This is a genomic window from Brevibacterium sp. GP-SGM9, from assembly GCF_047300845.1.
Lineage (GTDB): Bacteria > Actinomycetota > Actinomycetes > Actinomycetales > Brevibacteriaceae > Brevibacterium.
In genome coordinates this window covers 2,648,551-2,673,892 of sequence record NZ_CP178563.1, presented here as the reverse complement: position 1 = coordinate 2,673,892, position 25,342 = coordinate 2,648,551, and the positions used below count along the sequence as shown (strand labels likewise).

Here is a 25,342-nt window from a genome sequence, read left to right as displayed (position 1 = left end):
CGCCGAGGCGGCTCACAGCCAGCCGTTGTCACGGGCGATCCGCACCGCGTCGGCGCGATTGCGGGCCGCGGTCTTCCCGATCGCCGATGACAGGCGGTTGCGCACGGTGCCGGCCGAGATGAACAGCGCCGAGGCGAGCTCATCGACACTGCCTCCGTCGGCGGCCGCCCGGAGGACGTCCGTCTCCCGCTCGGTCAGCGGCGAGTCGCCGTGCATCGAGGATTCGACGACGAGTTCGGGGTCGATGACCCGCAGACCCGACATCACCCGGCGGATCCCCTCGGCGAGACGCTCGACCGGGGCGTCCTTGACCATGAACCCGCCGACTCCGGCATCGAGGGCACGCTTGACCCAGCCAGGGCGCCCGTAGGTCGTGACGATGATCGTCTTCACCTCGGGAAATTCCTCCCGCAGCGAGGCGGCCACCGTGAGACCGTCCGGTCCGGGCATGTCGACGTCGAGCAACGCAATATCGGGGCGAGCCCGTCGCACCGCCGGCAGAACCTCGTCCCCGTTGGCGCACTGGGCGATGACCTCGAAGTCGGATTCCATGCCCAGCAACGCGGCGAGCGCCTCGCGGACCATGGTCTGATCGTCGGCGATGAGCAGCGTCGTCATGATTCGGTTCGCTCTCCGCGTGCGACGACGAGGACGAAACCGTCGTCGGTCTTCCGGGTCCGCACCGAGGCGCCCACCGACCGGGCCCGCTCCCTCAGGCCACGCAGACCGCTGCCCGCACCCACCTCGGCGAGGTCGGATCTGCGCCCCGAGCTGTCGTTGCGCATCTCGAGACGCTCCGTGGACACGGTGATCGTGCAGTGCCGGGCGCGAGCATGGCGCAGGATGTTCGTGCTGCCTTCCCGAACACTCCAGGCGAAGAGTTCACGCAGCTCTGGATCCACGGCATCGACAGAAGAGGGCGCCTCGATCTCGATGTCCGCGGCGCGCAGGGCGCGGGTCGCGGCGACGAGCTCCTGTGCCAGCGAGATCGTCCGCGTGCCCTGGACGGTGGTGCGGACGTCGGCGAGCGCGCTGCGTGCGAGGCTCTCGATCTCACCGATGTGCTTCGCCGTCTCGGGAGCACCGGCGGCCTGCAGCTTCGCCGCCAACTGGGCTTTGAGAGCGATCACGGTCAGCGAATGGCCGAGCACATCGTGGACGTCCTGGGACAGGCGGAGGCGCTCGGCCTCCTGTTCGAGGCGACGGTTCTCCTCCTCGGCGGCCCGCGCCGCCCGGGCCCGGTCACCGGCGACGAGAGCCATGACCATGGCGAACCCGGAGATCGAGATCCCGAAGGTGGTGGCCCAGTCGTGGGTCCAGCCGGGTACGGAACGTTGCGCCACCTCGGCGACGATCATCGTCGAGGCCGCGGCGATGACTCCGGGGATCACGCGGCGAACGGAGATGACGATGAGGACGGAGATATAGGCGAGGAAGGCCAGGCCCTCCTCCCCGACGACGGGCACGGCGGTGAGGGTGATCGCCACCATAATCACGATCGCAAGATTGACGACGATCTTCGCCCTGCGGGTCGGCTTCGAACGTGCATCACGGACGGAGCGGGAGAACGCGCCGAGGCCGACCCCGCCGACGACCATCGCCGCGTAGAACACGGCGGCGAAGACGATGGTCAGCGTCAGCCCCCAGACGCGTCCTGCCCCCTCGAGGCGCCAGGCGGCGGCGAGGGGATAGAAAAGGAAGACGAGCCAGAAGAAGGGGAAGAACCAGCTCAGGAAGTTCACCGGTCGCGATCCTTCGGCCTCCAGCTTGCGCGTTCTGTCCATCCTCACCTCCCTCGATTCCTTCGGCTCACGTCACCTGCATGCGGTGATCGCGGACGAGGAAATCGTCCGCGATCACCGGGCTGCGAAGCAGCCGCTCACGCTCACACCCGAGCGGTGTCCCTGTCTCACACCCGTGCGGTGTCCCGGCGCAGCGCCCATGCCGACCCCGCGACGAAGATCGCGAGCCAGACGATGATATTGACCACTGCCCATTGATCGTATCCCCCGCCCAGCGGTGCGCGGGCGATTTCCCCGGCCCCGTAGGCGGGAGTGAAGTGGGCGATCGTCTGCAGGGTCTTCGGCCAGATCTCGAGGGGCACGAAGAGACCGCCGATGAGGGAGAGGATGCCGAGGACCATGCTCGAGACCTGGATGGCGTTCTCGGTGGGAAGCAGGTAGCCGAGCATCACACCGAAGGCCGCGAAGACCGAGGAGGTGAGGACGACGAGGGCACCGGCGGCCAGCAGGGTGCCCAGTGGGGCATGGACTCCGGTGAAGGCGGCGAGGACGAAGACGACGATGACCGAGACCGCTCCGAGGACCATCGACACGAGGACCTTGGTGAGGATGAAGGCCGCCGGGTGCAAGGGGGTCAGGGCCAGCTGTCGGCTCCAGCCCAGTGCCCGTTCGACCGCGACCTGGGCGCCGCCGGTGGTCGTGGCCACCATCGCCCCGTACGTCGCCAGTGACACTGAGATGTAGAGGGCGGCGTCGGTGTCGCCGAGCGTCTGGCCCTTATTCGTCACCCCGAAGATGAGGTAGAAGACCGCGGGCATGATCATCGTGAAGATCAGGGTCCGCCGGTTGCGCAGCTTGCGCAGGAGTTCGAGCCGCAGCAGGGTCATCGAGAATCCGCCCAGCTTCGGTGGTCGGCGCTGGTCCAGGGTGTCGAGGAAGCGAGTCGAGTTCGCCGAGGTGGCGCCCGGGTTCTCTGCCGGTGCTGCTGTGGGTGATGCCGGTGGGTTCGCGGTCGGATGAGTGCTCATGTCATGCACCTTTCGAGGTGGAGTAGTTCGAGGTCAGGCTGATGAACGCGTCTTCGAGTGAGTGGGAGGTGATCTCGAGGTCGGTGCAGGCGCTGTCGAACAGGGTCTTCGCGGCCGCATCCGAGTCCGTGGTGCGCATCTTCAGGCGCCTGCCTTGGACGTCCACGGATTCGACTCCGGCCAGTCCGCCGAGGTGGTCGAGCAGGCGGTTCTCAGCGTCCGCCTCGGTGGGCGAAGCCGCGTCGATGCGCGGCAGCGTGGCACTGACGGTCTTCGCTGCGGCCATCGCGCGGATCTCATGCGAGGGTCCATCGGCGACGATCTGTCCGTTCGCAACGAGGACGACGCGGTCGGCGAATTCGTCGGCCTCCTCGAGGTAGTGGGTGGCGAAGAGGATCGTCTTGCCGTGCAGGGCGTCGGCGCGCATCTCGTGCCAGAAGTCGCGCCGCCCGGTGACGTCCATGCCGGTGGTCGGTTCGTCGAGGACGATGAGTGCCGGATCAGGCAGCAGCGCCATCGCGAAGCGCAACCGCTGCTTCTGCCCGCCCGAACATTTCTTGACCATGGAGTCCGCGATGCCGGAGATGCCGGCGCGCTCGAGGACGAGGTCGACGTCGAGGCTCGAGGCGAAGACCGCCGAGGTGTATTCGACGGTTTCGCGGACGGTGAGGTCATCGAGGAGACCCCCGGTCTGCATCACGGAGCTGACGAGTCCGCGGGAGACCGCCCGCCGAGGCGGCTGTCCGAAGATCTCGACCGTGCCCTCATCGGGTCGGCTGAGTCCGAGCAGCATGTCGATCGTCGTGGTCTTGCCGGCACCGTTGGGGCCGAGGAAGGCAACGACCTCGCCGGGTCGGATGCTCAGGTCGAGGTCGTCGACGGCTTTGAGGCTGCCGAAGGACTTCGAGAGATGCTGGAGGTGGACCGCGGGCGGAATCGTCGCCGCGGTCGAGGTTGATTTCTGGATCGATGCTGTCTGCGCTGATCGCGTTGTGTCTGTGCTCATGTCCTCAGACTAGGAACACGGAGGTCTGGTCGGTGATGCCATTTGTCACGACTCTCGAGGTGCCATATGTCACGGGGACACTGCCACCTCTCTCCGCTGCACCGAACCGTCGCGGCCCGGCCTCGTGTTCACTTTCCCTTCACGTTTGCTCAACCTGCGTTGCGAGTTTCCTGAGTACGTTGAGATGGTCTGCCCGCGCGCAGCCGCCGGGTTCACGAATCTCAACGGAAGAAGGACAGCAATGGCCACGAGAACGATGCGACTCGCTGCGGCGACCGGGGCTCTGGGCCTCGCTCTCTTCGGCTTCGCCGCCCCCGCACAGGCGGCAGGTGTCGACGAACCGGGCGGCGCCCGTCAGCTCGACGGCGACAACACGGACGCCATCCGCGATGCGGTCGAGGATGCGGGAGCGAAGAACGTCATCCTCCTCATCGGCGACGGCATGGGCGATTCGGAGATCACCATCGCCCGCAACTACGCCAAGGGCGCCCACGGTCGCTTCGACGGCCTCGACGAACTGCCGATGACCGGCCAGTACACGACCTACGCGGTCAACAAGGACACCGGCAAGCCGGACTACGTCACCGACTCGGCAGCCAGCGCCACCGGCTGGTCCTCGGGCACGAAGACCTACAACGGCGCACTCGGCGTCGACCGCAAGGGCAACCCCCACAAGACCCTGCTCGAAATGGCTCGTGCCAAGGGCCTGAAGACCGGCAACGTCTCCACCGCAGAGATCCAGGATGCCACCCCGGCCGCCCAGGCCGCGCACATCAGCCTCCGCGGCTGCTACGGCCCCGAAGAGACGAGCAAGGACTGCTCCGACGAGGCGCTGGAGAACGGCGGACTCGGATCGATCAGCGAACAGATACTGAACACCCGCGCCGATGTCACCCTCGGCGGCGGTTCGGCCTCCTTCGACCAGAAGGCCGTGGCCGGTGATTGGAAGGACAAGACCCTGCGGGAGCAGGCCGAGGAGCGCGGCTACCAGCTGGCCAGCGACGCCGATTCGCTCGACTCCATCACCGAAGCCAATCAGAACAAGCCCGTGCTCGGACTCTTCCACGAGGGCAACTTCCCGGTCCGCTGGCAGGGCCCGAAGGCCACCCACAACGGTGCCAGCGAACCGGCCGTGAAGTGCGAGAACAACCCCGAACGCACCTCCTCGGCGCCCAAGCTCGACGACTTGACGAGCAAGGCCGTGGATCTGCTCGACAACGACAAGGGCTTCTTCCTCCAGGTCGAAGGCGCGAGCATCGACAAGCAGGACCACGAGGCCAACCCGTGCGGTCAGATCGGTGAGACCGTCGACCTCGACGAGGCGGTCAAGTCCGCCCTCGACTTCGCGAAGAAGGACGGCGAAACCCTCGTCATCACCACCGCCGACCACGCTCACACGAGCCAGATCACCACGGCCGGCACCACCACGCCCGGTCTGACCCGGACGCTGACCACGGCCGACGGCACCGACATGACCGTCAACTACGCCACCGCAGACGAAGGCGCATCGCAGGGCCACACCGGCACGCAGATCCGCATCGCCGCCTACGGTCCGGGTGCTGCCAATGTCGTGGGACTGACCGACCAGACCGATATGCACTACACGATCGCCGACGGGCTCGGACTCGACCGTGACGCCGAGATCCCCGGCGACCCGGGCGATGACGCGAACGGCAACGACGATTCGACCGGTTCGGATGATGCGAACGGCGCCGATGACTCGAACGGCGGCGCCAACGCCGGCGGTTCGGACGACTCGACCGGCGGCGACGATGCAAACGGCAACGATGACTCCGGTTCCTCGAGCGACGCCGATGCCTCGGCAGGTGCCGGCTCGAACGGCTCCGGCGGGAATGCCGATGGCGGAGAGGGCAATGCCTCCGGCGGCGGGAACGAAGGACCCGGGCTGGCCGGCGGCGGTGGCGGGATGCTCCCGCGCACCGGCGTCGAGATCGGTGCCGCGATCTTCTTCGGTGTCGCCGCGATCATCGGCGGCTCCGCCCTGGTCCGCGTGGCCCAGCGCCGCAACCTCATCAACATCTGAGGAGCTGAATAGCCGGGTTCGGGCGGGCTTTCGCCGCCGACCCGATCCTGGCGACCACAGCCCAGCCGATGCCGGACGCTCCCAGCGAGCGTTCGGCATCGGCTGTTCTCATCCCCAACTCCACGTGATTGAGTAGTCCCATGGAACCCCTCACCCTGCCGCTGAGAACCGACCGTCTCGTGCTCCGTCCCTACCGGGAGAACGACGCCGAGGCGCACCTGCCCATCTATTCCCGCGAGGATGTCTCCCGGTTCCTCCTCCAAGACCCCTGGACCGCCGAGGTGGCCGAGACCGAGATCGCCAAAAGGATCCCTCGCACCGGGCTGGAGACCGAATCCCGTGCCCTGGCGCTCGTCATCGAAACCGCCGACGGCCTCGATTCGCTCGAGGGCTCACGGGTGATCGGCGATATCGCGATCTGGCTCGAGGACGGCAGCGAGTCGAAGGCCGAGATCGGGTGGATCCTCGACCCGGCGGCAGGCGGTCACGGCTTCGCCACCGAGGCAGCCATCGCCATGCTGGGCGTCGCCTTTGAGCATTACGGTCTCCATCGGGTCTTCGCGCAGATGGATCCGCGCAACACCGCCTCGGCGAACTTGGCCCAGCGGATCGGAATGCGTCAGGAGGCCCACCTGCGCCAGGACTGGTGGTCGAAGGGCGAATGGACCGACACCCTCATCTTCGGCATGCTCAACTCCGACCGACAGCAGGCCTGAGCGCTCCGACTCAGATTTCTGAGACCTCGGACTCTTTCTTCCGACATCCGCACTCTGCTGCCCCAGCGGTGTGAGAATCTGATGTGGCCCTGGGGCCGGTCAGACGATCATGTCGGCACGGTGGCCTCGGGCAGTCGAGAGAAGAGGACAGAGAACACCGATGGTTCCAGCCGACAAGGACCGCAATGACGCGCTCCCCAGCGACGACAGCGCTGACGGACACGAGCAGAACGCAGGCCTGAAGAGAGGCCTGAGCGCCCGCCATATCCGTTTCATGGCTCTCGGCTCGGCCATCGGCACCGGTCTCTTCATGGGCTCCTCCGAGTCGATCCAGGCCGCCGGTCCTGCGGTGCTGCTTGCCTACATCATCGGCGGCGCCGCCGTCTTCATGGTGATGCGCGCGCTCGGCGAGCTGGTCGTCCGCCACCCGGTCTCGGGCTCCTTCGGCCAGTACGCCTCCCGTTACATCCACCCCTTCGCCGGTTTCCTCGTCGGTTGGACCTTCGCCTTCGAGATGGTCCTCGTCGCCGTCTTCGATGCCACCGCGATCGGCGTGTACATGGGATTCTGGTTCCCGGGTGTTCCGCGCTGGATCTGGGTGCTCGCGGTCGTCTTCTTCATCGCCGCCATCAACATGATCGGCGTCAAAGTCTTCGGTGAGCTGGAGTTCTGGTTCGCGCTGATCAAGATCGTCGCGATCATCGCCCTCATCGCCGCCGGCGTGGCCATCATCATCTTCGGCTTCGGCATCGCCGACCATGATCAGATGGGTCCGCAGGCGCTGGTCGACAACGGCGGCTTCCTCCCCAACGGGTTCTGGGGTCTGCTCTCATCGTTCACCATCGTGATGTTCGCCTTCGGCGGCATCGAGATCATCGGCGTCACCGCGGGTGAGGCCCAGAACCCGAAGCAGGTGCTGCCGAAAGCCATCAACTCGGTGCCGGTGCGCATCCTCCTCTTCTACGTCCTCACCCTCGGCGTGATCATGTGCATTCTGCCCTGGAACCGGATCACCTCCGAGGTCAGTCCCTTCGTCGCGATCTTCGACTCCATCGGTTTCTCCGCGGCAGCTGCCATTCTTCAGGTCGTCCTCATCACGGCGGCGCTCTCGGCCATCAACGCCGACATCTTCGGCGCGGGTCGCATGCTCCACGGTCTGGCCGAACAGGGTCAGGCCCCACGCTCCTTCGCCCGCACCTCCCGCAGCGGCGTGCCCGTGATGACGGTGTTCACGATGATCGTCGCGCTGCTGGCGGGGGTGGTCCTCAACTACCTCTACCCCGATCAGGCCCTGTTCCTGCTCGGAGCTTTGGCGACCTTCGCCACGGTGCTGGTGTGGCTGATCATCCTCGCGTCCCATATCCGGATGAAACGAGTGATCGCCGAGGAGGCTCGTCTTCCCAGCGAATTCCCCATGCCGCTGTGGCCGGTGGGTTCCTGGATCACCGTGGCGTTCATCGTCTTCGTGGTCGTCATGGTCGGCATCGTCCCCGACTCACGGCCGGCACTGTGGGTCGGTCTGCTGTGGGTGGTCGCGCTGTGGCTGTGCTACCTCGCGTTCGTCCGCGGTCGGGGCCGCAGACCCTACAGTCTCACCGACCGTACCGAGCCCACGCACGGGCACACGGCCCGGCGCTCGCAGCAGACCCGCTGACGCCGGCTCCAGAACGTTCGGTGCGGCACCGACTCACGGCGTCCGGCGGCGCAGGGTGAGTGATCCGACGATGACGGCGCCGACGATCCAGCAGCCGATGAAGAGGATCCGCAGCCAGATGTAAGCCGCGTCCTCCGCCCCCGTGGACACGGCGTTCAATGCGTCGATCGCATGCGACAGCGGCAGCCAGTCGCCGATGACCTCGAGCACCTCGGGCAGTTGCTCTCGAGGCAGGAAGATTCCGCCGAGGAGGATCTGCGGAAAGATGAGCACCGGCATGAACTGAACGACTTGGAACTCGGTGCGGGCGAAGGCACTGGCGAGCAGACCCAAGGCCGTGCCGAGCAGCGCATCGGCGATCGCGACAGCGAAGAGCAGCCACAGGGACTCCTCGATCTCGATCCCGCACACCCAGGTCGCGAAGCCGACGGCGATCGCCGTCTGCACTATGGCGAGCAGTCCGAAGGCGAGCGCATAGCCGAGGATGAAGTCCCCGCGTCCCAGCGGCATCGACAGCAGACGCTCCAGCGTGCCGCTGCGGCGTTCGCGCAGGGTGGAGATGCTTGTGACGAGGAACATGACGATGAACGGGAAGAGCGCGAGGATCGCCGGGCCGATCGTGGCGAAGACGTTCGTCTCATCGAAGATCCAGGCCACGAGTCCGATGAGGAGGCTGGGCACCACGAGCAGCAGAGCGATGGTGCGCGGGTCATTGCGGATCTGCAGCAGGACGCGGCCCGCGGTGGCGAAGGTACGAGTCGGAGTCATCGCGCACCCGACTTCCGCGTCCGCTCGGCTCGACCGCCTCGGCGGGTCTGTTGACTTCCGCCTGCGAGAAGATGCGTTCGCGAGTGCGCGGGACGGGCTTCCTCGGACTCGATGATGGCGAGGAAGGCGTCCTCGGCGGTGTCCGCCCCGGTGGTCTCGAGCAGCGCATGCGGGCTGGTGTCTGCGATGAGCTCGCCCTCGCGCATGAGCAGCAGCCGGTCGCAGCGGGTGGCTTCGTCCATCACGTGGCTCGAGACGAGCAGGGTGGTGCCGTCGTCGGCGAGTCCGCGGATCCTGACTCGACCATGCCACTCAGCATAGACAATGTCGGGCACGGCCGTCGCGGGTCGATGATCTGTCCAGCCGCCCAGAGTGACCCGAACCGCGAAAGGTTTGCACATCGATCCGAAATTCCGGGCAAAGGTTTCCGAAACGGGCCTCTGAATGGTCGGAACCACCTCGGCGGGGGTCATACGGTGGATGGAGACCATCCCCGCACCGAAAGGATCCTCGATTCCCCATGTACAGGCAGTCGTCCAAACTGGCCAACGTTCTCTACGACATCCGGGGCCCGGTCCTCGAAGAGGCCGAGGCCATGGAGGCCGCGGGGCACACGATCCTCAAACTCAACATCGGCAACCCGGCCCCGTTCGGATTCGAAGCCCCCGAGACGATCGTCCGGGACATGGTCAACCAGCTTCCCGTGGCGCAGGGGTATTCCGACTCCCGCGGAATCCTCTCCGGCCGCCGGGCCGTGGTGCAGTACTACGAGACGCGCGGTATCCACAATCTCGACACCCCCGAGGTGTTCCTCGGCAACGGCGTCAGTGAACTCATCACCCTCTCCCTGCAGGCACTGTGCAACCCCGGCGACGAGATCCTCGTGCCCAGCCCCGACTACCCGCTGTGGACGGCGTCGGTCGCCCTGTCCGGGGGAACGCCGAAGCACTACCTGTGCGACGAAGCCACCGCGTGGCAGCCCGACCTCGAGGACCTCGAGTCCAAGATCACCGAGAACACCCGCGGCATCGTCGTCATCAACCCGAACAACCCCACCGGCGCGGTCTACTCGAAAGAGACGCTGAAGAAGATCGTCGACATCGCCCGCCGCCACGACCTCATCATCTTCGCCGACGAGATCTACGAGAAGATCACCTACGACGGCGTCGAACTGGTCAATATGGCCACTCTCACGGGCGACGACGTGCTGTGCCTGACCTACTCCGGCCTGTCCAAGGCCTACCGCATCGCCGGGTACCGCGCGGGCTGGCTGGCCATCACCGGTCCGCTGGCCGAGGCGAAGAGCTACCTCGAGGGCATCAAGTTGCTGGCGAATATGCGCATGTGTGCGAACGTCCCCGCCCAGCACGCGATCCAGGCGGCATTGGGCGGAAAGCAGTCGATCGAGGATCTCGTCCTGCCGCAGGGTCGACTCGGCGCACAGATGAATCTCGCACACGAGGGACTGAACTCCATCGACGGCGTCTCCGCCCACCGAGCCAGCGGAGCCCTGTACATGTTCGCGAAGCTCGACGTCGAGAAGTTCGGCATCACCGATGACGAGCAGTTCGCCCTCGACCTGCTCCGCGAGCAGAAGATCCTCGTCTCCCATGGCACCGCCTTCAATTGGTCGCGGCCCGACCACTTCCGACTCGTCACCCTGCCCTCGGTCGAGGTGCTCGACGAATCGATCAACCGCCTCGGCGAATTCCTCTCCGGGTATCAGCAGGTCGCGAGCACCACCTGCGAGCTGCCGATCGTGCGGGAGAATGCCGCCGCTGCCGGCGCCAGCAGCGCCGCCGCCACCGCCTCGGAGGTCAACACCGGTTCCGCCGCCGCGGGGTGATTCGCCACTGCGACAATGGGACCATGGCAGATGTCGGAGGAGGTCAGGCGAAGGATCGCCCGCGGTCGCGTCTGCGCATGAGTCTTTCGGCCATCGCCATCGTGCTCGTCGCGGCTCTCATCCTCGGCTGCGTGTGCTGGTTCGCAATCGTGCCCGTCCATCGTCCGACTCTGGACCGGGGCGCGGGTGAGGTTCATGCGATCGATGTGTCGAACCATCAGGGGGTCATCGACTGGAACTCCGTGGCAGACGATGGAATCGGCGCCGCGATGATCAAAGCCACCGAAGGCGACGACTACGTCGATCCTCGATTCGGTGAGAACTGGAAGCAGGTCTCAGCCACCTCCATCCGCCGAGGCGCCTACCATTTCTTCACCCTGTGCTCGTCGGGAGCCGATCAGGCCGCGAACTTTCTGCGCGCAGCTCCTCCCGACCAGCGAGCATTGGCACCGGCCGTCGACCTCGAACTCATCGGTGCCTGCACTCGTCGTCCCCCGCAGTCCGAAGTCGATGAAGAGCTCGGCGACTTTCGGCGCATCGTCGAGGCCGCCTGGGGTCGGCCGCTGCTCGTCTACGCACGCGGCTCATTCACCTCGAAGTATTCGATCGGTTCACTGGCCGACCGTCCGCAATGGGTCACACATTTCTTCCTCAGACCGCCCACTGACGAATGGACGATGTGGCAGATCCACTATTTCGCCAAGGTCGACGGCATCGACGGAAAGGTCGACCTCGACGTCCTCAGGCTCGGCTGAGGAATCGCTCGCGGCCGTATCAGGGTTCAGCAACTCTGCTTAACTGCGCCGCGCGCGTTGCGGCAGAACAATCGACGCGAGTATCCCCGCAAGCGGCATCGGCACGATCGTGTCCGACACGGCTTGCCGTGGGAACGGCAACTCACACGGCACCCCATCCACATACACCTGACGTGAGAACGATGATTTGGTGGCAGTCGAACCATCTCTCAGGCACATCAGCGCGTCGTTTCCCGTGGTGATCTCACTGTCATCAACACTCAGGCTCACCCAGTCATCGACTCCGGGCTGATCGACCTCAAAGGTTATGATGTTCCGGACCGTGCCGTCAAGGGCAGCGGGAATCAGCGTGCGCTGCCACGATACGGCCACCCCGAGGACGATGAGAACAGCGCCGACCAGCCCCAGCACTGTCAGGCTCAGCATTCGCATGCGCCGCTTCTTAGCTTCGCTCTCAGATGATTCCGACAAGAGCTGCTCCTATCACGATCATCACCAGGCCCAGCCCAGCCGTGATCCCTTCGCTGACCAAGGCAGCGGCCCACGATCTGCGACTGCCGGCCAGGAGCACGCAGGCCATGCCGACAACGATCGCCCCGAGCGACTGGTGCACGATGTCGACGATGTCAGCGACCGGTGCTGCGAAGACCGTGAACTCGGCAACCAGGCCGAAACCGATAGAGATGAGGGTGGCGGCCGCGATGGCCGGTGCGGCGTCGGCAAATGCTGACGGCCACCGGCTGCTCAGCAATGACCAGAGTGCATTCGTCGCAACGATGAGGATCAGTGTGCCACCGGCCCCAGCGAGGAAGTGCGCGGCGTAGTCGAAGCGGCCGGACCCGATGAGATACGCCACTGCCCCCACTCCTGCAAGTACGCTGACGGCCACAAGGCGGCGGATTGCCAGGAACTCATACATTGCGGATCGCGATGGGGACCGATCGCCACCACCAACCGGTTGTCGTCTCATACTTCCCATTCGTCTTCAGATAGTTTTCGACATCCTCGCGGGTGCCATGGTCGGCAACCTGTATTTCAATGATCGCGCCATCACATCGATCAACCAGAATCGGGTCTGCATCGCCGATTTCAGGGAAGTCGCCGATGACTCGCTCTACGGTCTCAGTTGACGGGACGTCCGCACAGGATGCTCTCGACGGAACGTTGTCGTAGACAGCATCCTGGACGAATAATGAGGGAGGGGAAACAAGCAGCGCGACTGCTATCACGGCGAGAGCGGCACACGCTGCTCCCGCCGCGATAATGACACGAAGGCTGAGGCGACAACTTGTACCGAGCTTCACAAGAATCTCCCTCGCCTCTCGCCTGCAGTGATTTCAGTGCCTGTCATGCCACCACTTCACATAGGTTCCCCAAGACAGGTACGGCCACGAATACTTGTGAAACTCACGGCTCGATTCACCGTACTGAATCCACTGGCAACTGTTCACGCTGAGCATATGTATGCCGACCGGCCGGGCACATCACATGAAAGTATGAAATCGACAGTTAATTTTTTGTCCAGCGGGTATCCCCGCTCACCGAATCTGTCTACCGATTGGGTTCGGTTGCGAACGAAACTGTCGAAGATCTGACCACGCTGACACTCGAAGGCCCCAGGCTCTGTATCTGCAGCGTGTCTCCTTCATTGGCTATGCCAATGAAGGGACACGCTCTAATTCTCCCTAGTTTGCGGTTCCCCTAGTCGAATGCGCCGTATCACGGTGGAGAGAAGTACCCCCACCAACAGGCCAATTGCGATCCCGGCCCACCCGATGAGTACGGTTGCGGAATTGAACTGCGCCCGACCCAACGGAATCACCACGAACTGCACGACTTCGACGATCACTGACACTAGAATCGCAAACGCGCCAAACTGCAAGACGTATCGTCGGTACGTGAACAAGCCGCTTGCGAAACCGAGCGGTACGAAGAGCAGCAGATTCATCGATTGCCAGTTCACCGTCGTCAATGCGTCAGGAGACGGCAGAGACCAGGTCCACACGCGCGTCGTCTGCAATCCCACGTCTAGCCCGATTGCATGGCTCGAGGGAGTGAGCGTCGCGGAAAGGACTAGCGCCAGACTTGCCAGCCATAAGACGACAAGTACGGGACGCTCATGGATTCGCCGAGCGATGTGTTTCGCGACAAGCGCGGAAACAATAATCCCGGCTGCGAGGGCGGGTACTGCGAACGGTAGCGCGGTGAAGTATCTGATGAGCATTTACAATCCGGTGCAGAACGTTGTTTTCGTGTAGTAGATCGTGCCCGAAATGGTATCTTTCATCAGGCCTCGGGCGCATGGGCGCTTCTTGCTCAATGGTGCTGATCCCGAAAACGTCGCGGTCTTCTATTGCTTGGACTTCATTTTGTAGGTTCCGGACCAGGATATGGGCCCCTGAGCTCCGCCGCCCTTGTTGACCGCTTGGAAGCCGAACTTGACCCTCAGATGCCCTGTTTGGACAGACCCTCGGCTACGTGCGCGTCAGCAGCGCCGATCAGAACCCTGGCCGGCGGTACGAGATCATCGGTTGGTGCGATAAGACGTTCGAGGACAAGGTCAGCGGGAAATCCCGCGCCAACCGCGCGGGCCTGAACAAGCTCATCGACTACGCGCGCGAGGGCGGCCATATCCGAGTGGCCTCGTTAGATCGCCTCGGCCGAGACACCCGAGACCTCTACTCTCTCGTCGACACACTGACCGGGAAGGGATGCACGGTCACCTTCGTCTCGGAAAACATCACCGTCTCCAAAGATGGCATCTCCCCGATGCAGGAACTCTTTCTCACGTTCCTGTCGGGCATGGCCCAGTTCGAGCGCGCACGGATCCTCGAACGGCAGCGGGAAGGGATCGAGCTGGCGAAGGTTCAGGGCGTCTATCAGCGCAAGCTCACGGACGAGGATGTGCAGGCCTGCCGGGCGATGGTCGATATGGGGATCTCCGTGGCCGAAGTCGCCCGGCGTTACGAGGTCTCTCGGCAGACTCTCTACAACGCGCTCAAAGGAGCAGGGCCCTATTCTCCCGATTCCTGAGGAGCTAAGCGTCTCAATTCTTTGACAGCGAACGAGATGCCGGCAGTCGATTTTATGCGAAGCGTTTTTTGACAAGATCGCTGACGCGGACCCGGTTGATGATCAACACCCCGGACAGCGAAGCTGCTGCCGTGAGCACGGTTGTGCTGATGAATGGGACTGCAAGAACTCGCACCGCGATTGCGATGTCCATTCCAGATATCCATGGCAGCACTGCGATGCACAATAATGCGGCTGCGCCAGTGCTGAGCACCCCTCTCAGACCTAACCGTGACCACCATGCTCGAATGAGGGAGTAGCCGTGCAATCGTTGCACCCCCAGCGCCGCAGCGTCGCGAGCTAGCGCACCGATCGTAGCCACAATGACCAGCGCGACGAGGGTGCCAGAAAGCGCTAGAAGGGGCGTTGTAGACAACGGTTCGGCATCCACTGCATCGTCAGTGTCTTCAACGAACGCGGCAGAGGTGGTCAATGCTGCATCTGGATCTGTTTCGAGGATCTCTTCATTCACCTGCCGGCTGATCGATTCAAGGAAGCCCTCGAAATCTCTGCGATTATCGGTTTCGGCTTTGTAGACACCAATCGCTGGGAGGTTCGCGAACATGTCTTCTAACGGGCGGAATGTGAGGTCGTAGCTATTCGCGAGGCTCTGCAGAGTCTCCTTCGTAGCGCCGGGTTTCGTCGACAACACTGTCCCTGTCGCCTGCGTTTCGGAGTTGGTCAGCGTGTTTCCGCCTGTGAGGCGTGCGCGGTCAAAGATCTTCGTTGGGTGGTTGAGTCGAATGTAGTAGGTGAGGTCGAGGCCGTTTCCGTCTGACTGGCGAACGGTTCTTCTTACGAGATTGACATTGTTCTCATCCGCCGCGGTAGTGAGAATTCGTTCTGTCGCCGAGGGATCCTGGACGGGTACATCGCGGGGCCACATGAAGACCGCCATGTCCTGGGTGAGACCCTCAGTGGCGGTTTCCTGCGCACGCTTGATTTCGGTGGTCAGTCCAAGAGCTGCTGTGATGATGAAGGTGAGGAAGAGGGTGATCGCGACGAAGTTTCTCACGAAGGTGCGTCCTCGCGGCCTGCGTCTTGGTTTGATGTTCGTTTGGGTTTACTCAGGGAGGCGACTTCTACGGTTCTAGTACAGACTTCAGCTACCCGATGGTCATGCGTTGCGAGGAGGATGGTCCGTCCGTCGGCGCTCATTTCCCTCAGGAGTTTGACGATTTCATCGCGGTTGTTTTCATCGAGTGATCCGGTGGGTTCGTCGGCGAGGACGAGTTCGCATGGTTTCAGCCAAAGGCGCGCGATGGCCACTCTCTGCTGTTCTCCTCCGGAGAGAGAGTAGACGCGGCGATCTTCGTACCCAGGCAAACCCACGCGCTCGAGAATGCGGGCGATCTGCTTTGTGTGATCGCTGCGGTCGGAAGAGTAGGTCAAAGCGACTTTCAGGTTTTCGCGCACCGTCGCGGAGTCAATGAGAGCGAAGTTTTGGAACAGGTACCCGAGGCGATGGCGCAAGAACAGAGTGGCATCTCGCGAGCGGGGCCGTGGTGCTGTGGTGCCGAAAAGTCGAACTTCGCCCGCATCGGGAGAATCGAGGAGTCCAGCGAGATTGAGGATTGTCGACTTCCCAGACCCGCTGGGCCCAGTGAATGCGACCATATCCCCGGGGCTGACAGAAAAACTAGCGTGACTGAGTACAGTCCGCCCGGTGTAGGTCTTTTCGACGTTATCGAAAACGACAGGGTCTACTTCTTGACGGCTGGGCATATCAGATTTCCTTGAGGCGGAGAGCGGGATGGCGGCGATCGAAGACCATGACAACAGCGATGGCTATGACTGCTTCCACGAGCACAACGGAGCCGGTGACAGCAAGCAGAGTCGGCCATTCATCGAGAAGCACCAGAGGATGGAAATACTCTGGGATTGCCACATGGCCTCCGAGAACATAGAAAGTGGTGGCTGCCACCATGGCGGCAGGGATGAGGAGCAACCAGGACATTGCTAATCCTGCGAAGACCTCCCCGAAGCTTTTGAGCCTGGAGTAGCCGTGGAGCCTGCGGATAGCTGAGTACACACGCCATCGTTCATAGGCGACCACAACAGCCACGATGCTCAAGACCACGGTCAGGACTCCTGCCACAACTGCAGCAGTGATCAACCAACGTGCATCCTCAGATGAGAGGGAGAACTGCTCGTTGATTGCATCGGCAGGGTAAACGAGGGAAGTGAAGTTGTCATCGAGCTCGTACTTCTCGAACAGGAGCAACAGCTCTTGGTAGACCTTCTCAGGGTCTCCATCGACTCTCACCTTCATTGGAGTGTCGATTTCACCGGTGATCGTGTTCTCCCAATCGCTGGCGATGGTGTTCGAACGTGTCATCACCGTGACGATGGGATCAGGCAACGTGTTGCCATCCTCCGGTCGTATTTGGGTGTTAAACGTGAACAGATCCTGGCCGGTCTGTGTCCAGATGATGCGCACTTTCTGTTTGCGAACTGCATCACTGACTTCGTAGCCATTTGCTTCTGAGTATTCGACGTCGCTGTCGGATGGGCCATTGCGGGATTCCTGGACATAGTCCCGGATCAGATCCTCACGATCCTTGAGAGACTCAGGAACAGCGATCACCCAGTCCATTTCTTCATTTGAAACCACGATGGGTTTTCCCGAGCTATCGAGAATCGGATACTTCTCAAGATAGTTGGTGTTCACGCTCATCTGAACATAGGGCAGCACAGGGTCGTCTCCGACAACATCCATGTCAGCTGCCTCGACGTAGATCCCTCCGCGATCGTCAAGCTCGGGGTAGATGTGCTCGGCCACGGTTTTGGAGATCCCGTCAGTGCCGTCCTTGATGGCTTGGAGGTCGTCGCCATTGCTTCGGGGGAAGTAGACGGCATAGTCTGTGCTTTCACTCCAGTCATTGAGTGCCGAAGCATCGTCTGAAACGAGGGTGAAGGCGCTGAAGAGGCCGACAGCCACGGCAATGAGCACCCCCGCGGCACACGACTTTATCCCGAATGCCACCAAAGTCTTGATGCCACCCTTGGAGGGTATCCGCATAGGTTTCCTATCGTTAGCAGAAGATCACCCGAGCTGGGGTGGGCCGACTCTTCAGCTCACCCCAGCTCGGATGAGAATACTCGAACGGTTTTGATTACGCGTTCGCGCTCCACTTCGTCTTGCAGGTCTGTGACCTCTTGCCATAGGCGTTTGCGTTGGCCCACTTGCCCTTGCTGGCGGTCTTCGTCACATTGACAGAGCCGATGATTGCAGTGCCAGAGTGGCGCTTCGTTCGGTGGAAGTAGTGCGAGTAGCACTTCTTCTGCTTTCCGGCCTTCGTCGTCACTTTCTCGCTACCGTAGTTCCATGTTCCGCCACCCGGGCTCTTCTTCGCCTGGGCAGTGAAGCCTCCCCCGGTTGCCTCATCTTGCACAATAGCTTCACCTGAGGTCGCTTGTTCGCTTGAGGCGCTGACATTGCTGGAGGCGGTGTCACTCGCCATTGCTCCAGTCGCACCAGTTGCCGACAGGGCAAGCGCGAGAACAACCGTCGCTATCGTCTTTGAAGCCTTCACTTCACTCTCCTGTTTCTATCAATCATTCTTCAGTGAACGGTCAGGATTGACCTTTGAGCCACGCTAACGGGGAGTCTCGTAAAGCACATCGCATGAAAGTATGAAGTTTCGATCTTTTTACTCAGCAGCCGCAGTGGTCTAAATCACTTTTCTGGTGACGTCTGAATTGCTGACAGGGATCCTCGAGTGTCAGCGTGAAGGAATTGAGCTGCCAAATGCTCAGGGCGTCTATCAGCGCGAGCTCACCGATGAGGACGTGCAAGCTCGCCGGACGATGGTCGACACGGGGATTTCGGTAGCCTCGCTACCACGCATTCAAGGGAGCCGGGGCCTACCCCCTGCGGAGTAGCCGAATGGCCGATATTCGCCCACAATCGAATGTAAGTCCTATAATCTGGTTCATTTCAGCGGCGGCGTGCCTCGGTACCAGGACGTACTGAACGGGCATGAAGCGCGCCGGCGGCCGGACCGCCGCAAGGTCCCCGCCCTGGCCCGCATTGTGTGGGAGACGAACGGCGAGCAGTGGCACCACGGGTACGCGGCGCGCCTTGATCCCGGCATTGCCATCTTCGTCGAGTTCAGTGATTCCCGATGCCGGTTCACCGGCGTAAGGCGAGGACGACTCGGGACTTGCGATCGAATCGACACAGAGCTCTGCCCACAAGCATGCCCGCGCCTTCGCACCGCCCCGTCCTGAGACAATGAGCCCATGGACGAGGTCGACAACGACGAGGCTACGGTGCCGGCGGATACGATAACCGCAGCCATCAGAGGGCTGTCCCAGGGGAATCCGCTGGACCGCAGGAGTCTCGAAACCGCGCTGGGCAGCCGCCCGACGCTCATCGACTCCCTCGTCGACCTGTCGGGGACCATGACCCGGTGGAAGCAGAAGGATCTGGAGCGCTCCGCCCTGCTCGAAAGCGCCTCCGAACTCATCCGGGTCAGAGACACCGACCGCCTCCTGCAGAAGCTCGTCGACCGGGCGCGCTCCCTCATCGGCTGCGACATCGCCTACCTCTCCCAGTACTATCTCGAGACCGACGAGCTGCGCGTCCAAGCCAGCCGCGGAGCGATCTCCGTCCAGCTCAAGGAACTCCGCGTCCCGCCGGGGATCGGGCTGGCCGGCCGCGTCGTCCGCGACCGCACCGCCCACTGGACCTCCGACTACGACCTCACCCAGCTGCCCCACGAACGACAGGTCGACTCCGCCGTGAGGGCCGAACGCATGGAATCGCTCCTCGGCGTGCCGATGGTCGTCGACGGCGAGGTCCTCGGCGCCCTCTTCGCCGCCGACCGCTACTCCCACGAATTCACCTCGGAGGAGATCGCCCTGCTCTCGGCCCTGGCCGATCACGCCTCCGTCGTGCTCAAGACCGCCCGACTCATGGGAGAGCTCGCCGAGGCGGCCCGGACCTCGGCCGCGTCCGAGGAGTTGGCGGCGGCCAAAGCTGACACTCTGCAGCGCCTCGTCGAGGTCGAGGAGCAGCTGACCCGGATGGTGCTGCGCGGCGGAGGAAGCACCGACGTCGGAGACCTCATCGCGGCCACTCTCGACGCCGAGGTGCGCATCGTCGACCACGAGCGTCTCGAATCCTCCGAGGACGACTTCGTCACGGACACCGAGGCGGCCCGAAGCGATTTCCTCGCCGCGCTCGAGACCAGCCGGGAGACCGGTCGCTGTGCCCCGGTTCCGCGGGCACAGAACCTGTTCGCCGCCTCGGTGGCCTCCCAGAGACGAAGGCACAGCGGGCTGTTCGTGAAGTTCCGTACGGAACCGGCCGACGGCGACCTCAGCATCGTCGCCCAGGCCGCCCAGTCGCTCGCCCTCATCCGCATGAACGAACAGGCCAGAGCCGATGCCGAGAACCGCGTGCGCGGCGAACTCGCCGTCGACCTCATCGCCGGGACCCGCCCCCTCGACGAACTCAAGGCCCGGGCCCGCACCAGCGAATTCAGCCTCGACGGTCCCTGGCGGATCATCGCCGTGGAGACCGGACCCGATGACTACGACCGCATCGGCGCCCTGCTGACGAGGATCGAACCCCGCATGCTCCTGACCCAGCGCTCCCCCGGACTCACCGTCCTCATCCCGAGCTCGGTGCACCGGTCGAGACCCTCCCTGGTCGACACTCTCACCCGTTCCGAGAGCCTCGCCGACCACCTCATCCTCGTCTCCGAGACCGACCACGACCGCGCCCAGCTGCGCACGGCGGAGGACGAGCTGTGGGCCTGCGTCCGCATCTTGGGTGCCCTCGGAATCGAGCGCGGTGTCCACCCGGCCGAGGACTTCGCCCCCTACACCGCGATGTTCGGCACCGCCCCCGAGCAGGTGGGCAGATTCCTCGATCGCATGCTCGGCCGACTGCGCAACTGGGACCGCTCGCACTCGAGCGATCTGACGGGCACCGTGCGCGCCTACTTCGACAACGGCGGCAGTCTCACTCGGACCGCGACCGCTCTCTCCGTCCACCTCAACACCGTCAAACAGCGGTTGGAGCGGGTCGACCGCGTCCTCGGAACCGGTTGGCGGGAGCCCGAGCAGTCGTTCCGCCTGCAGGTCGCGCTCCGATTGGCCGGGTTGGCGACGCTTCCCGACTGACCTCGCCGAGGTTGTCCCACCGGAGGCGGCTCACCGTGGCGGTCGGGCCATCTGGTCGGACGATTCAGCTGTCCCAGCGGGCCACCCCACCGGAGGTGGTCCTCCGCCCGGTTGCACCTCCACCGCTTCACTATGTCCGAATCGGCTATAGTCACGCCCGAATCCGGTCCGGATCGGCCATTTCCGCCTCGTCGTTCCGGTGATTGACTGGGCCTCGCACAGCATTCCAGACCGTCACCCACGGTCGGTCGATGAGGACTCACCAGGAGAGACACAGATGGCCCAGACCAGTCGCATCGCAGGTTTCCGCAGCATGTCGGTCGCCGAACGCCGCCACGCCGTCGCGAACCAGACCGCGCTCGAGGACGAAGTCTTCGACCAGGTCGATGCGGACGCCTTCGGTCCCGAGCAGGCTGCGAATCTCAGTGAGAACGTCTTCGGCGTCTTCTCCCTGCCTTTGGGCACGGCCACGAACTTCACGATCAACGGCACCGACGTGCTCGTGCCCATGGCCACCGAGGAAGCCTCGGTCATCGCCGCGGCGAGCAATGCCGCCCGCATCGCCCGCCCCGCAGGCGGCTTCCACACGAGCTCGACCGCTCCCATCATGCAGGCCCAGGTCCAACTCCTCGGCGTCGCCGATCCGCATGCCGCCCGCTCTCGCCTCCTCGAACGCCAGGACGAGATCATCGACCTGGCCAATGCGCAGGATCCCAAGCTCGTCGAGGTCGGCGGCGGGGTCAAGGGACTGCAGGTCCGCATCGTCGAGGCGAAGTCCGAGACCTACGTGCTCGTCCACCTTCTCGTCGATGTCCGCGACGCGATGGGTGCGAACGCCGTGAACACCATGGCCGAAGCCGCCTCCGACACGATCGCGGCCATCGCCGAAGGCCGCGCCCTGCTTCGCATCCTCACGAACAAGGCCGATCTGCGACTCTCCCGGGCCCGCGCGGTCTTCGACAAGGAGCTGCTCGGCGGCGGGGAGGTCATCGACAACATCCTCCATGCCTATGAGCTCGCGGCCGCGGATCCCTACCGGGCCGCCACCCACAACAAAGGCATCATGAACGGGATCTCCGCGGTCGTGCTCGCCACCGGCAATGACACCCGCGCCGTCGAGGCCGGGGCCCACTCCCACGCGGTCGTCGACGGCCGCTACACCTCGCTGTCGACCTTCGAGAAGAATGCCGCCGGCGACCTCGTCGGCACCCTCGAGATGCCCATGCCGGTCGGCCTCGTCGGCGGTGCCACCAAGGTGCACCCTGCCGCCCGAGCGGCACTGCAGATCGCCGAGGTGAAGAGTGCTGCGGACCTGGCCGAACTCATCGTCGCCGCCGGTCTGGCGCAGAATCTCGCGGCCCTGCGCGTCCTCGCCACCGAAGGTGTGCAGCGCGGCCACATGTCCCTGCATGCGAAGAACCTCGCCGTCTCCGCCGGAGCCACGGACGAGGAAGCAGCCGTCATCGTCGACCGGCTCATTGCGGAGAAGGCCTTCCGCTTCGACCGAGTCCAGGCGATCCTGACCGAACTGCGCACTGGAGTCCGCTGATGGCGACCCTCCTGCCGCAGAGATTCGGGATGGACTCCCTTCCCGACACCGTCCGCATCTGCGAGGTCAGCCCACGGGACGGCCTGCAGGCCGAGGCGCTCACTCTCTCCCCTGAGCTGCGCGCGCAGCTGATCACGCGACTCGCCGCGACCGGACTCACCCAGATCGAGGCGGGCAGCTTCGTCTCTCCGAGGGCCGTGCCGCAGATGTCGGGCACCGCAGAGGTCCTCGCCGCCCTCGATCTCGATGCGCACGTGTCCTATCCGGTCCTCGTGCCCAACCACCGCGGACTCGAGGACGCACGGGCCGCCGGCGCCCAGGACGTGGCCGTCTTCATCAGTGTCACGGACGCGTTCTCCCGGGCCAACCTCGGCGACGGTCTCGAAGTGACGACGGCGCGGGCACACGAGGTCGCACGCTCCGCGGTCGCCTCGGGAATGCGGGTCCGGGGCTACCTGTCGATGGTCTTCGGGGATCCCTGGGAGGGGTCGGTGGATCCGCAGCGGGTCGTCACCGCGGCTCTCGGGCTCCTCGAGGCCGGGTGTGCGAGCCTGTCGCTGGGCGACACGATCGGTACGGCCACTCCCGGGCACGTCAGCGCCGTGATCGAGGCGCTCCTCGCGGCCGGAGTTCCGGTCGAGGCCATCGCCCTGCACACCCACAACACCTACGGCCAGGCCCTGGCGAATGTCTACGCGGCCCTGCAGCTCGGGGTCAGCGAGTTCGATTCCGCGGCCGGCGGACTCGGTGGCTGCCCGTTCGCCGGGAGCGCCACCGGCAACCTCGCCACCGAAGACCTGCTGTGGATGCTTCAGGGTCTCGGCATCGACACCGGAATCGACATGCGCGCCCTCGCCGAGACCAGCCACTGGCTGGCCGCACAGCTGGACAGGCGACTGCCCTCGGCGACGTCTTCGGCTATCGTCCACCAGTAGAGTCCACCGTCCATCGGCCCGCCCTCTCCCGAGGGACCGCGGTCCGGCGACTTCCTCGGTGAAGTCGACCATCAGTTCTGTAAAGGGAGGCAATGATGCCCCACATGCTCGAAGTGTGGAACGACACCGTCGATGGCAGGCACCTCATCGGCTCGATCGCCATCGGCGTCGGAATCGCCGTTCCGGCCTATCTCATCGCCGATCGCATCTTCGCCGGTGCCGGAGACGATGGGTCGCTGGGCCATTCCTATGCCCTGCTCGTCGGCATTCTCGGCTGCATCGTCGGTGCCGTCATCTCCGGCCTCCTGTTCAAACCCAAACGGGTGATCACCGAATCGGCGACCGACACCCGCAACCGGCAAGAGGTCATCGACGAGGTCGTCGAGGAGTACGGCGGACTCGGCGATCCCCGCGAGCTCGGATCCGCCGCACAGGCGGAGGTCCGTGCCCTCGGGCTCTTCGATGCCCTCCTGGAGAACCATGAGAAGCGTGCCCGAGATGCCGAAGCCGCCGTGCAGAGCCCCGGAGGCTCTGCACATGGTGGTGGGGACTCTGTGCAGGGCCACGGGGACCGAGCGAAGGGCACCGAGCTGTGAGCGCCGAACTCATCGAGCCCATCCTGTGGGCGATCGGCATGGCCCTACTCGCCGCGGTGGTCTTCACCGGAATCGGTCTGATCTCCGGCACCGACGAGACCGCGATCGTTGCGCCCTTGGCTCTGCTCGTCATCCTCATCGGGGTGCCGCCGGCCGGAGTCATCGCCTTCTTCCTCTCGGCCATCATCGCCAAGCACATCTCCCATGCCGTGCCGACGACTCTGCTCGGCATACCCGGTGACACCACGGCGGTGCCGATGCTGCGCGAGGCGCAGCTGCTGCGCTCCCTCGGCGTCCCGCACCTCGCCCTGCAGAAGGCGATCTCCGGTGGCGTCGTCTCCGTGATCATCGCGATTCCCCTGTCGATCCTCTTCGCGTTGATCCTCACTCCCTTCGCCGAGGCGATCGGCGCTGCCGCTCCCTGGATCTTCATCGCCGCGGCCGTCCTCGTCGCCTACACCTCGAAGGGCAAGCTGGCCGCGGTGGTCGGGCTGATCCCGTTCGTGCTCGTCATCGTCGGACTCCAGGCCTTCATCCTCGAGCAGAAGGAGACGACGTTCACGACCTCGTTCTTCCTCGGCATCGCCACGGGCCCACTCATCTTCGACCTGTTCTCCGCGCTCTCGCCCGTCGGCAGGCGTTCGATGCGGCAGTCGGGCAAGCGGGAATTCAACCTCGCCCCCGATGTGCGACCGGCCGGCGGGGCGAAGCTGCCGAATCCGTTCCGCGTCCTCGACCGCTCGCAACTGGCCTATACGAGCGGCTCCGCGGCGATCACGAGTGCGACCTTCGTCTTCTCGCCGGTGGCGATGGCTGTGCTCATGGGTGAGATCGCGGGCAGCCGGATCAAGAACGGCTATCACCGCCTGACCACTGTCATCACCGTGCGCAACGGCACTACCGAGTCGACCTATCTGGCCGAGACGCTCATTCCGCTCATCGCGATCGGACTGCCGCTCTCGCCGATGGCCGCAGGACCGGCCGCTCCGCTGTTCAACGCACCCCCGGTCTACACCCTCGATGCCGAGGCGGGGACGACGAACAACCTCCACGATCTGCTCTCGACCGGGGAGTTCGCCCTCTTCGCGGTCATCGCCGCGGTCATCGCCATCGCCGTCGCCTACCCCTTCGTCATGCGCAACGCCCACCGGGCGGCGTCCTGGGTGATGCGATCGGTCTCCCATGAGGCGATCATCGCCGGCTTCGCGGCACTCATCTGCGTCATCTGCCTCTACGAAGGCGGCCTGCTGGCTCTCGGGGTGACGCTCACCGTCGGCCTCGTCGGAGGACTGTTCAACCGCATGATCGGCATGCACGCGGGAGTCCAGTTCATGGGCTACTACGTCGCGGTCCTCACGGTGCCGGCGCTGCTGGCTCTGTAACCTGGGCCATCGTCACCCCGGCCGGCCCTTTCACCAGCTCCGCCACCGGCGTCACCGCTCACGCATCGAAGCTTGCCCGCCGCTGCAGATGTCACAGAGAGTCATAGTGTAGTT

24 protein-coding genes are annotated in these 25,342 nt (G+C 64.2%); 11 read left to right on the top strand and 13 right to left on the bottom strand.

Translation table 11 applies throughout. From position 1 onward, the window contains the following. Positions 1–12: 12 nt before the first annotated feature. The 4 genes from ACH82I_RS12080 to ACH82I_RS12065 form a co-directional block, all read right to left on the bottom strand. Positions 13–618, bottom strand: coding sequence for a response regulator (locus ACH82I_RS12080; RefSeq protein WP_413332871.1), 606 nt, complete (start codon positions 616–618; stop codon positions 13–15). After that, complete coding sequence (locus tag ACH82I_RS12075) at positions 615–1,784, bottom strand: sensor histidine kinase (protein ID WP_413332869.1); 1,170 nt, start codon at positions 1,782–1,784, stop codon at positions 615–617. The genes ACH82I_RS12080 and ACH82I_RS12075 overlap by 4 nt, the downstream gene beginning before the upstream one ends. 125 nt (positions 1,785–1,909) lie before the next feature. Then, the gene (locus tag ACH82I_RS12070; RefSeq protein ID WP_413332867.1) at positions 1,910–2,770 is read right to left on the bottom strand and encodes an ABC transporter permease; all 861 of its coding nucleotides are present in this window, start codon (positions 2,768–2,770) and stop codon (positions 1,910–1,912) included. A 1-nt stretch (position 2,771) separates the two neighbouring features. After that, positions 2,772–3,776: an ABC transporter ATP-binding protein gene (locus tag ACH82I_RS12065; protein ID WP_413332865.1), complete on the bottom strand. Its 1,005-nt coding sequence runs from the start codon at positions 3,774–3,776 to the stop codon at positions 2,772–2,774. 241 nt (positions 3,777–4,017) lie between these two features. On the opposite strand from ACH82I_RS12065, the gene phoA reads away from it, so the two are divergent. From phoA to ACH82I_RS12050, 3 genes are all read left to right on the top strand, one after another. Further along, positions 4,018–5,820, top strand: a complete 1,803-nt coding sequence (gene phoA, locus ACH82I_RS12060; RefSeq protein ID WP_413332863.1) for an alkaline phosphatase — start codon at positions 4,018–4,020, stop codon at positions 5,818–5,820. A gap of 140 nt (positions 5,821–5,960) precedes the next feature. After that, on the top strand, positions 5,961–6,536 hold the full coding sequence (locus ACH82I_RS12055) for a GNAT family N-acetyltransferase (protein ID WP_413332861.1): 576 nt from the start codon (positions 5,961–5,963) through the stop codon (positions 6,534–6,536). Between the two features lie 160 nt (positions 6,537–6,696). Next, entirely contained in the window at positions 6,697–8,190 is a 1,494-nt protein-coding gene (locus ACH82I_RS12050) for an amino acid permease (RefSeq protein ID WP_413332859.1), read from the top strand. A gap of 33 nt (positions 8,191–8,223) precedes the next feature. Here ACH82I_RS12050 and ACH82I_RS12045 read toward each other — a convergent pair whose 3' ends face one another. Continuing rightward, entirely contained in the window at positions 8,224–8,958 is a 735-nt protein-coding gene (locus ACH82I_RS12045) for an ABC transporter permease (RefSeq protein ID WP_413332857.1), read from the bottom strand. Then, on the bottom strand, positions 8,955–9,293 hold the full coding sequence (locus tag ACH82I_RS12040; RefSeq protein ID WP_413332855.1) for a hypothetical protein: 339 nt from the start codon (positions 9,291–9,293) through the stop codon (positions 8,955–8,957). The genes ACH82I_RS12045 and ACH82I_RS12040 overlap by 4 nt, the downstream gene beginning before the upstream one ends. A 185-nt stretch (positions 9,294–9,478) precedes the next feature. Between ACH82I_RS12040 and ACH82I_RS12035 the strand changes: the two genes are divergently transcribed. Together ACH82I_RS12035 and ACH82I_RS12030 are read left to right on the top strand one after the other, a co-directional pair. Next, on the top strand, positions 9,479–10,804 hold the full coding sequence (locus ACH82I_RS12035) for a pyridoxal phosphate-dependent aminotransferase (RefSeq protein WP_413332853.1): 1,326 nt from the start codon (positions 9,479–9,481) through the stop codon (positions 10,802–10,804). Positions 10,805–10,827: 23 nt separating this feature from the next. After that, on the top strand, positions 10,828–11,559 hold the full coding sequence (locus ACH82I_RS12030) for a GH25 family lysozyme (protein WP_413332851.1): 732 nt from the start codon (positions 10,828–10,830) through the stop codon (positions 11,557–11,559). A gap of 39 nt (positions 11,560–11,598) precedes the next feature. Here the strand turns inward: ACH82I_RS12030 and ACH82I_RS12025 are convergent, their stop codons facing one another. The 3 genes from ACH82I_RS12025 to ACH82I_RS12015 are packed head-to-tail and all read right to left on the bottom strand — an operon-like array spanning position 11,599 to position 12,863. Then, a complete protein-coding gene (locus ACH82I_RS12025; protein ID WP_413332849.1) occupies positions 11,599–11,991 on the bottom strand; it encodes a hypothetical protein in 393 nt (130 codons plus the stop codon). Positions 11,992–12,013: 22 nt separating this feature from the next. Then, positions 12,014–12,415 (bottom strand): hypothetical protein, encoded by a 402-nt coding sequence (locus tag ACH82I_RS12020; RefSeq protein ID WP_413332847.1) that lies wholly within the window; start codon positions 12,413–12,415, stop codon positions 12,014–12,016. 55 nt (positions 12,416–12,470) lie between these two features. Then, positions 12,471–12,863: a hypothetical protein gene (locus ACH82I_RS12015; RefSeq protein WP_413332845.1), complete on the bottom strand. Its 393-nt coding sequence runs from the start codon at positions 12,861–12,863 to the stop codon at positions 12,471–12,473. Between the two features lie 1,174 nt (positions 12,864–14,037). Between ACH82I_RS12015 and ACH82I_RS12010 the strand changes: the two genes are divergently transcribed. Continuing rightward, entirely contained in the window at positions 14,038–14,592 is a 555-nt protein-coding gene (locus ACH82I_RS12010) for a recombinase family protein (protein ID WP_413332843.1), read from the top strand. A gap of 52 nt (positions 14,593–14,644) precedes the next feature. Here the strand turns inward: ACH82I_RS12010 and ACH82I_RS12005 are convergent, their stop codons facing one another. The 4 genes from ACH82I_RS12005 to ACH82I_RS11990 all read right to left on the bottom strand — a co-directional run bounded on the left by ACH82I_RS12005 (position 14,645) and on the right by ACH82I_RS11990 (position 18,167). After that, entirely contained in the window at positions 14,645–15,646 is a 1,002-nt protein-coding gene (locus ACH82I_RS12005) for a hypothetical protein (protein ID WP_413332841.1), read from the bottom strand. After that, the gene (locus ACH82I_RS12000; protein WP_413332840.1) at positions 15,643–16,356 is read right to left on the bottom strand and encodes an ATP-binding cassette domain-containing protein; all 714 of its coding nucleotides are present in this window, start codon (positions 16,354–16,356) and stop codon (positions 15,643–15,645) included. The genes ACH82I_RS12005 and ACH82I_RS12000 overlap by 4 nt, the downstream gene beginning before the upstream one ends. 1 nt (position 16,357) lies before the next feature. Then, positions 16,358–17,653 carry a hypothetical protein gene (locus tag ACH82I_RS11995; protein ID WP_413332838.1) on the bottom strand — a complete coding sequence of 432 codons (1,296 nt, stop codon included), beginning with the start codon at positions 17,651–17,653 and terminating at the stop codon, positions 16,358–16,360. A gap of 94 nt (positions 17,654–17,747) precedes the next feature. After that, complete coding sequence (locus ACH82I_RS11990) at positions 17,748–18,167, bottom strand: lactococcin 972 family bacteriocin (RefSeq protein WP_413332836.1); 420 nt, start codon at positions 18,165–18,167, stop codon at positions 17,748–17,750. Positions 18,168–18,876: 709 nt separating this feature from the next. On the opposite strand from ACH82I_RS11990, the gene ACH82I_RS11985 reads away from it, so the two are divergent. The 5 genes from ACH82I_RS11985 (at position 18,877) to ACH82I_RS11965 (ending at position 25,228) form a co-directional block, all read left to right on the top strand. After that, on the top strand, positions 18,877–20,766 hold the full coding sequence (locus ACH82I_RS11985) for a helix-turn-helix domain-containing protein (RefSeq protein ID WP_413332834.1): 1,890 nt from the start codon (positions 18,877–18,879) through the stop codon (positions 20,764–20,766). Between the two features lie 277 nt (positions 20,767–21,043). Continuing rightward, positions 21,044–22,315, top strand: coding sequence for a hydroxymethylglutaryl-CoA reductase, degradative (locus ACH82I_RS11980; RefSeq protein ID WP_413332832.1), 1,272 nt, complete (start codon positions 21,044–21,046; stop codon positions 22,313–22,315). After that, positions 22,315–23,250 carry a hydroxymethylglutaryl-CoA lyase gene (locus ACH82I_RS11975; protein ID WP_413332830.1) on the top strand — a complete coding sequence of 312 codons (936 nt, stop codon included), beginning with the start codon at positions 22,315–22,317 and terminating at the stop codon, positions 23,248–23,250. Before ACH82I_RS11980 ends, ACH82I_RS11975 begins: the two co-directional genes overlap by 1 nt. A gap of 92 nt (positions 23,251–23,342) precedes the next feature. Beyond that, positions 23,343–23,846 (top strand): hypothetical protein, encoded by a 504-nt coding sequence (locus ACH82I_RS11970; protein ID WP_413332828.1) that lies wholly within the window; start codon positions 23,343–23,345, stop codon positions 23,844–23,846. Next, positions 23,843–25,228, top strand: coding sequence for a tripartite tricarboxylate transporter permease (locus ACH82I_RS11965; protein WP_413332826.1), 1,386 nt, complete (start codon positions 23,843–23,845; stop codon positions 25,226–25,228). Before ACH82I_RS11970 ends, ACH82I_RS11965 begins: the two co-directional genes overlap by 4 nt. Positions 25,229–25,342: the final 114 nt, after the last annotated feature.

Coding starts and splice junctions, on each gene's coding strand:
- phoA (WP_413332863.1), top strand. CDS start 4,018: ATGGCCACGAGAACGATGCGACTCGCTGCGGCGACCGGGGCTCTGGGC.
- ACH82I_RS12080 (WP_413332871.1), bottom strand. CDS start 618: ATGACGACGCTGCTCATCGCCGACGATCAGACCATGGTCCGCGAGGCG.
- ACH82I_RS12035 (WP_413332853.1), top strand. CDS start 9,479: ATGTACAGGCAGTCGTCCAAACTGGCCAACGTTCTCTACGACATCCGG.
- ACH82I_RS11975 (WP_413332830.1), top strand. CDS start 22,315: ATGGCGACCCTCCTGCCGCAGAGATTCGGGATGGACTCCCTTCCCGAC.
- ACH82I_RS12050 (WP_413332859.1), top strand. CDS start 6,697: ATGGTTCCAGCCGACAAGGACCGCAATGACGCGCTCCCCAGCGACGAC.
- ACH82I_RS12065 (WP_413332865.1), bottom strand. CDS start 3,776: ATGAGCACAGACACAACGCGATCAGCGCAGACAGCATCGATCCAGAAA.
- ACH82I_RS12075 (WP_413332869.1), bottom strand. CDS start 1,784: ATGGACAGAACGCGCAAGCTGGAGGCCGAAGGATCGCGACCGGTGAAC.
- ACH82I_RS12045 (WP_413332857.1), bottom strand. CDS start 8,958: ATGACTCCGACTCGTACCTTCGCCACCGCGGGCCGCGTCCTGCTGCAG.
- ACH82I_RS12025 (WP_413332849.1), bottom strand. CDS start 11,991: ATGCGAATGCTGAGCCTGACAGTGCTGGGGCTGGTCGGCGCTGTTCTC.
- ACH82I_RS11970 (WP_413332828.1), top strand. CDS start 23,343: ATGATGCCCCACATGCTCGAAGTGTGGAACGACACCGTCGATGGCAGG.
- ACH82I_RS12055 (WP_413332861.1), top strand. CDS start 5,961: ATGGAACCCCTCACCCTGCCGCTGAGAACCGACCGTCTCGTGCTCCGT.
- ACH82I_RS12070 (WP_413332867.1), bottom strand. CDS start 2,770: ATGAGCACTCATCCGACCGCGAACCCACCGGCATCACCCACAGCAGCA.
- ACH82I_RS11995 (WP_413332838.1), bottom strand. CDS start 17,653: ATGCGGATACCCTCCAAGGGTGGCATCAAGACTTTGGTGGCATTCGGG.
- ACH82I_RS12000 (WP_413332840.1), bottom strand. CDS start 16,356: ATGCCCAGCCGTCAAGAAGTAGACCCTGTCGTTTTCGATAACGTCGAA.
- ACH82I_RS12030 (WP_413332851.1), top strand. CDS start 10,828: ATGGCAGATGTCGGAGGAGGTCAGGCGAAGGATCGCCCGCGGTCGCGT.
- ACH82I_RS11985 (WP_413332834.1), top strand. CDS start 18,877: ATGGACGAGGTCGACAACGACGAGGCTACGGTGCCGGCGGATACGATA.
- ACH82I_RS11980 (WP_413332832.1), top strand. CDS start 21,044: ATGGCCCAGACCAGTCGCATCGCAGGTTTCCGCAGCATGTCGGTCGCC.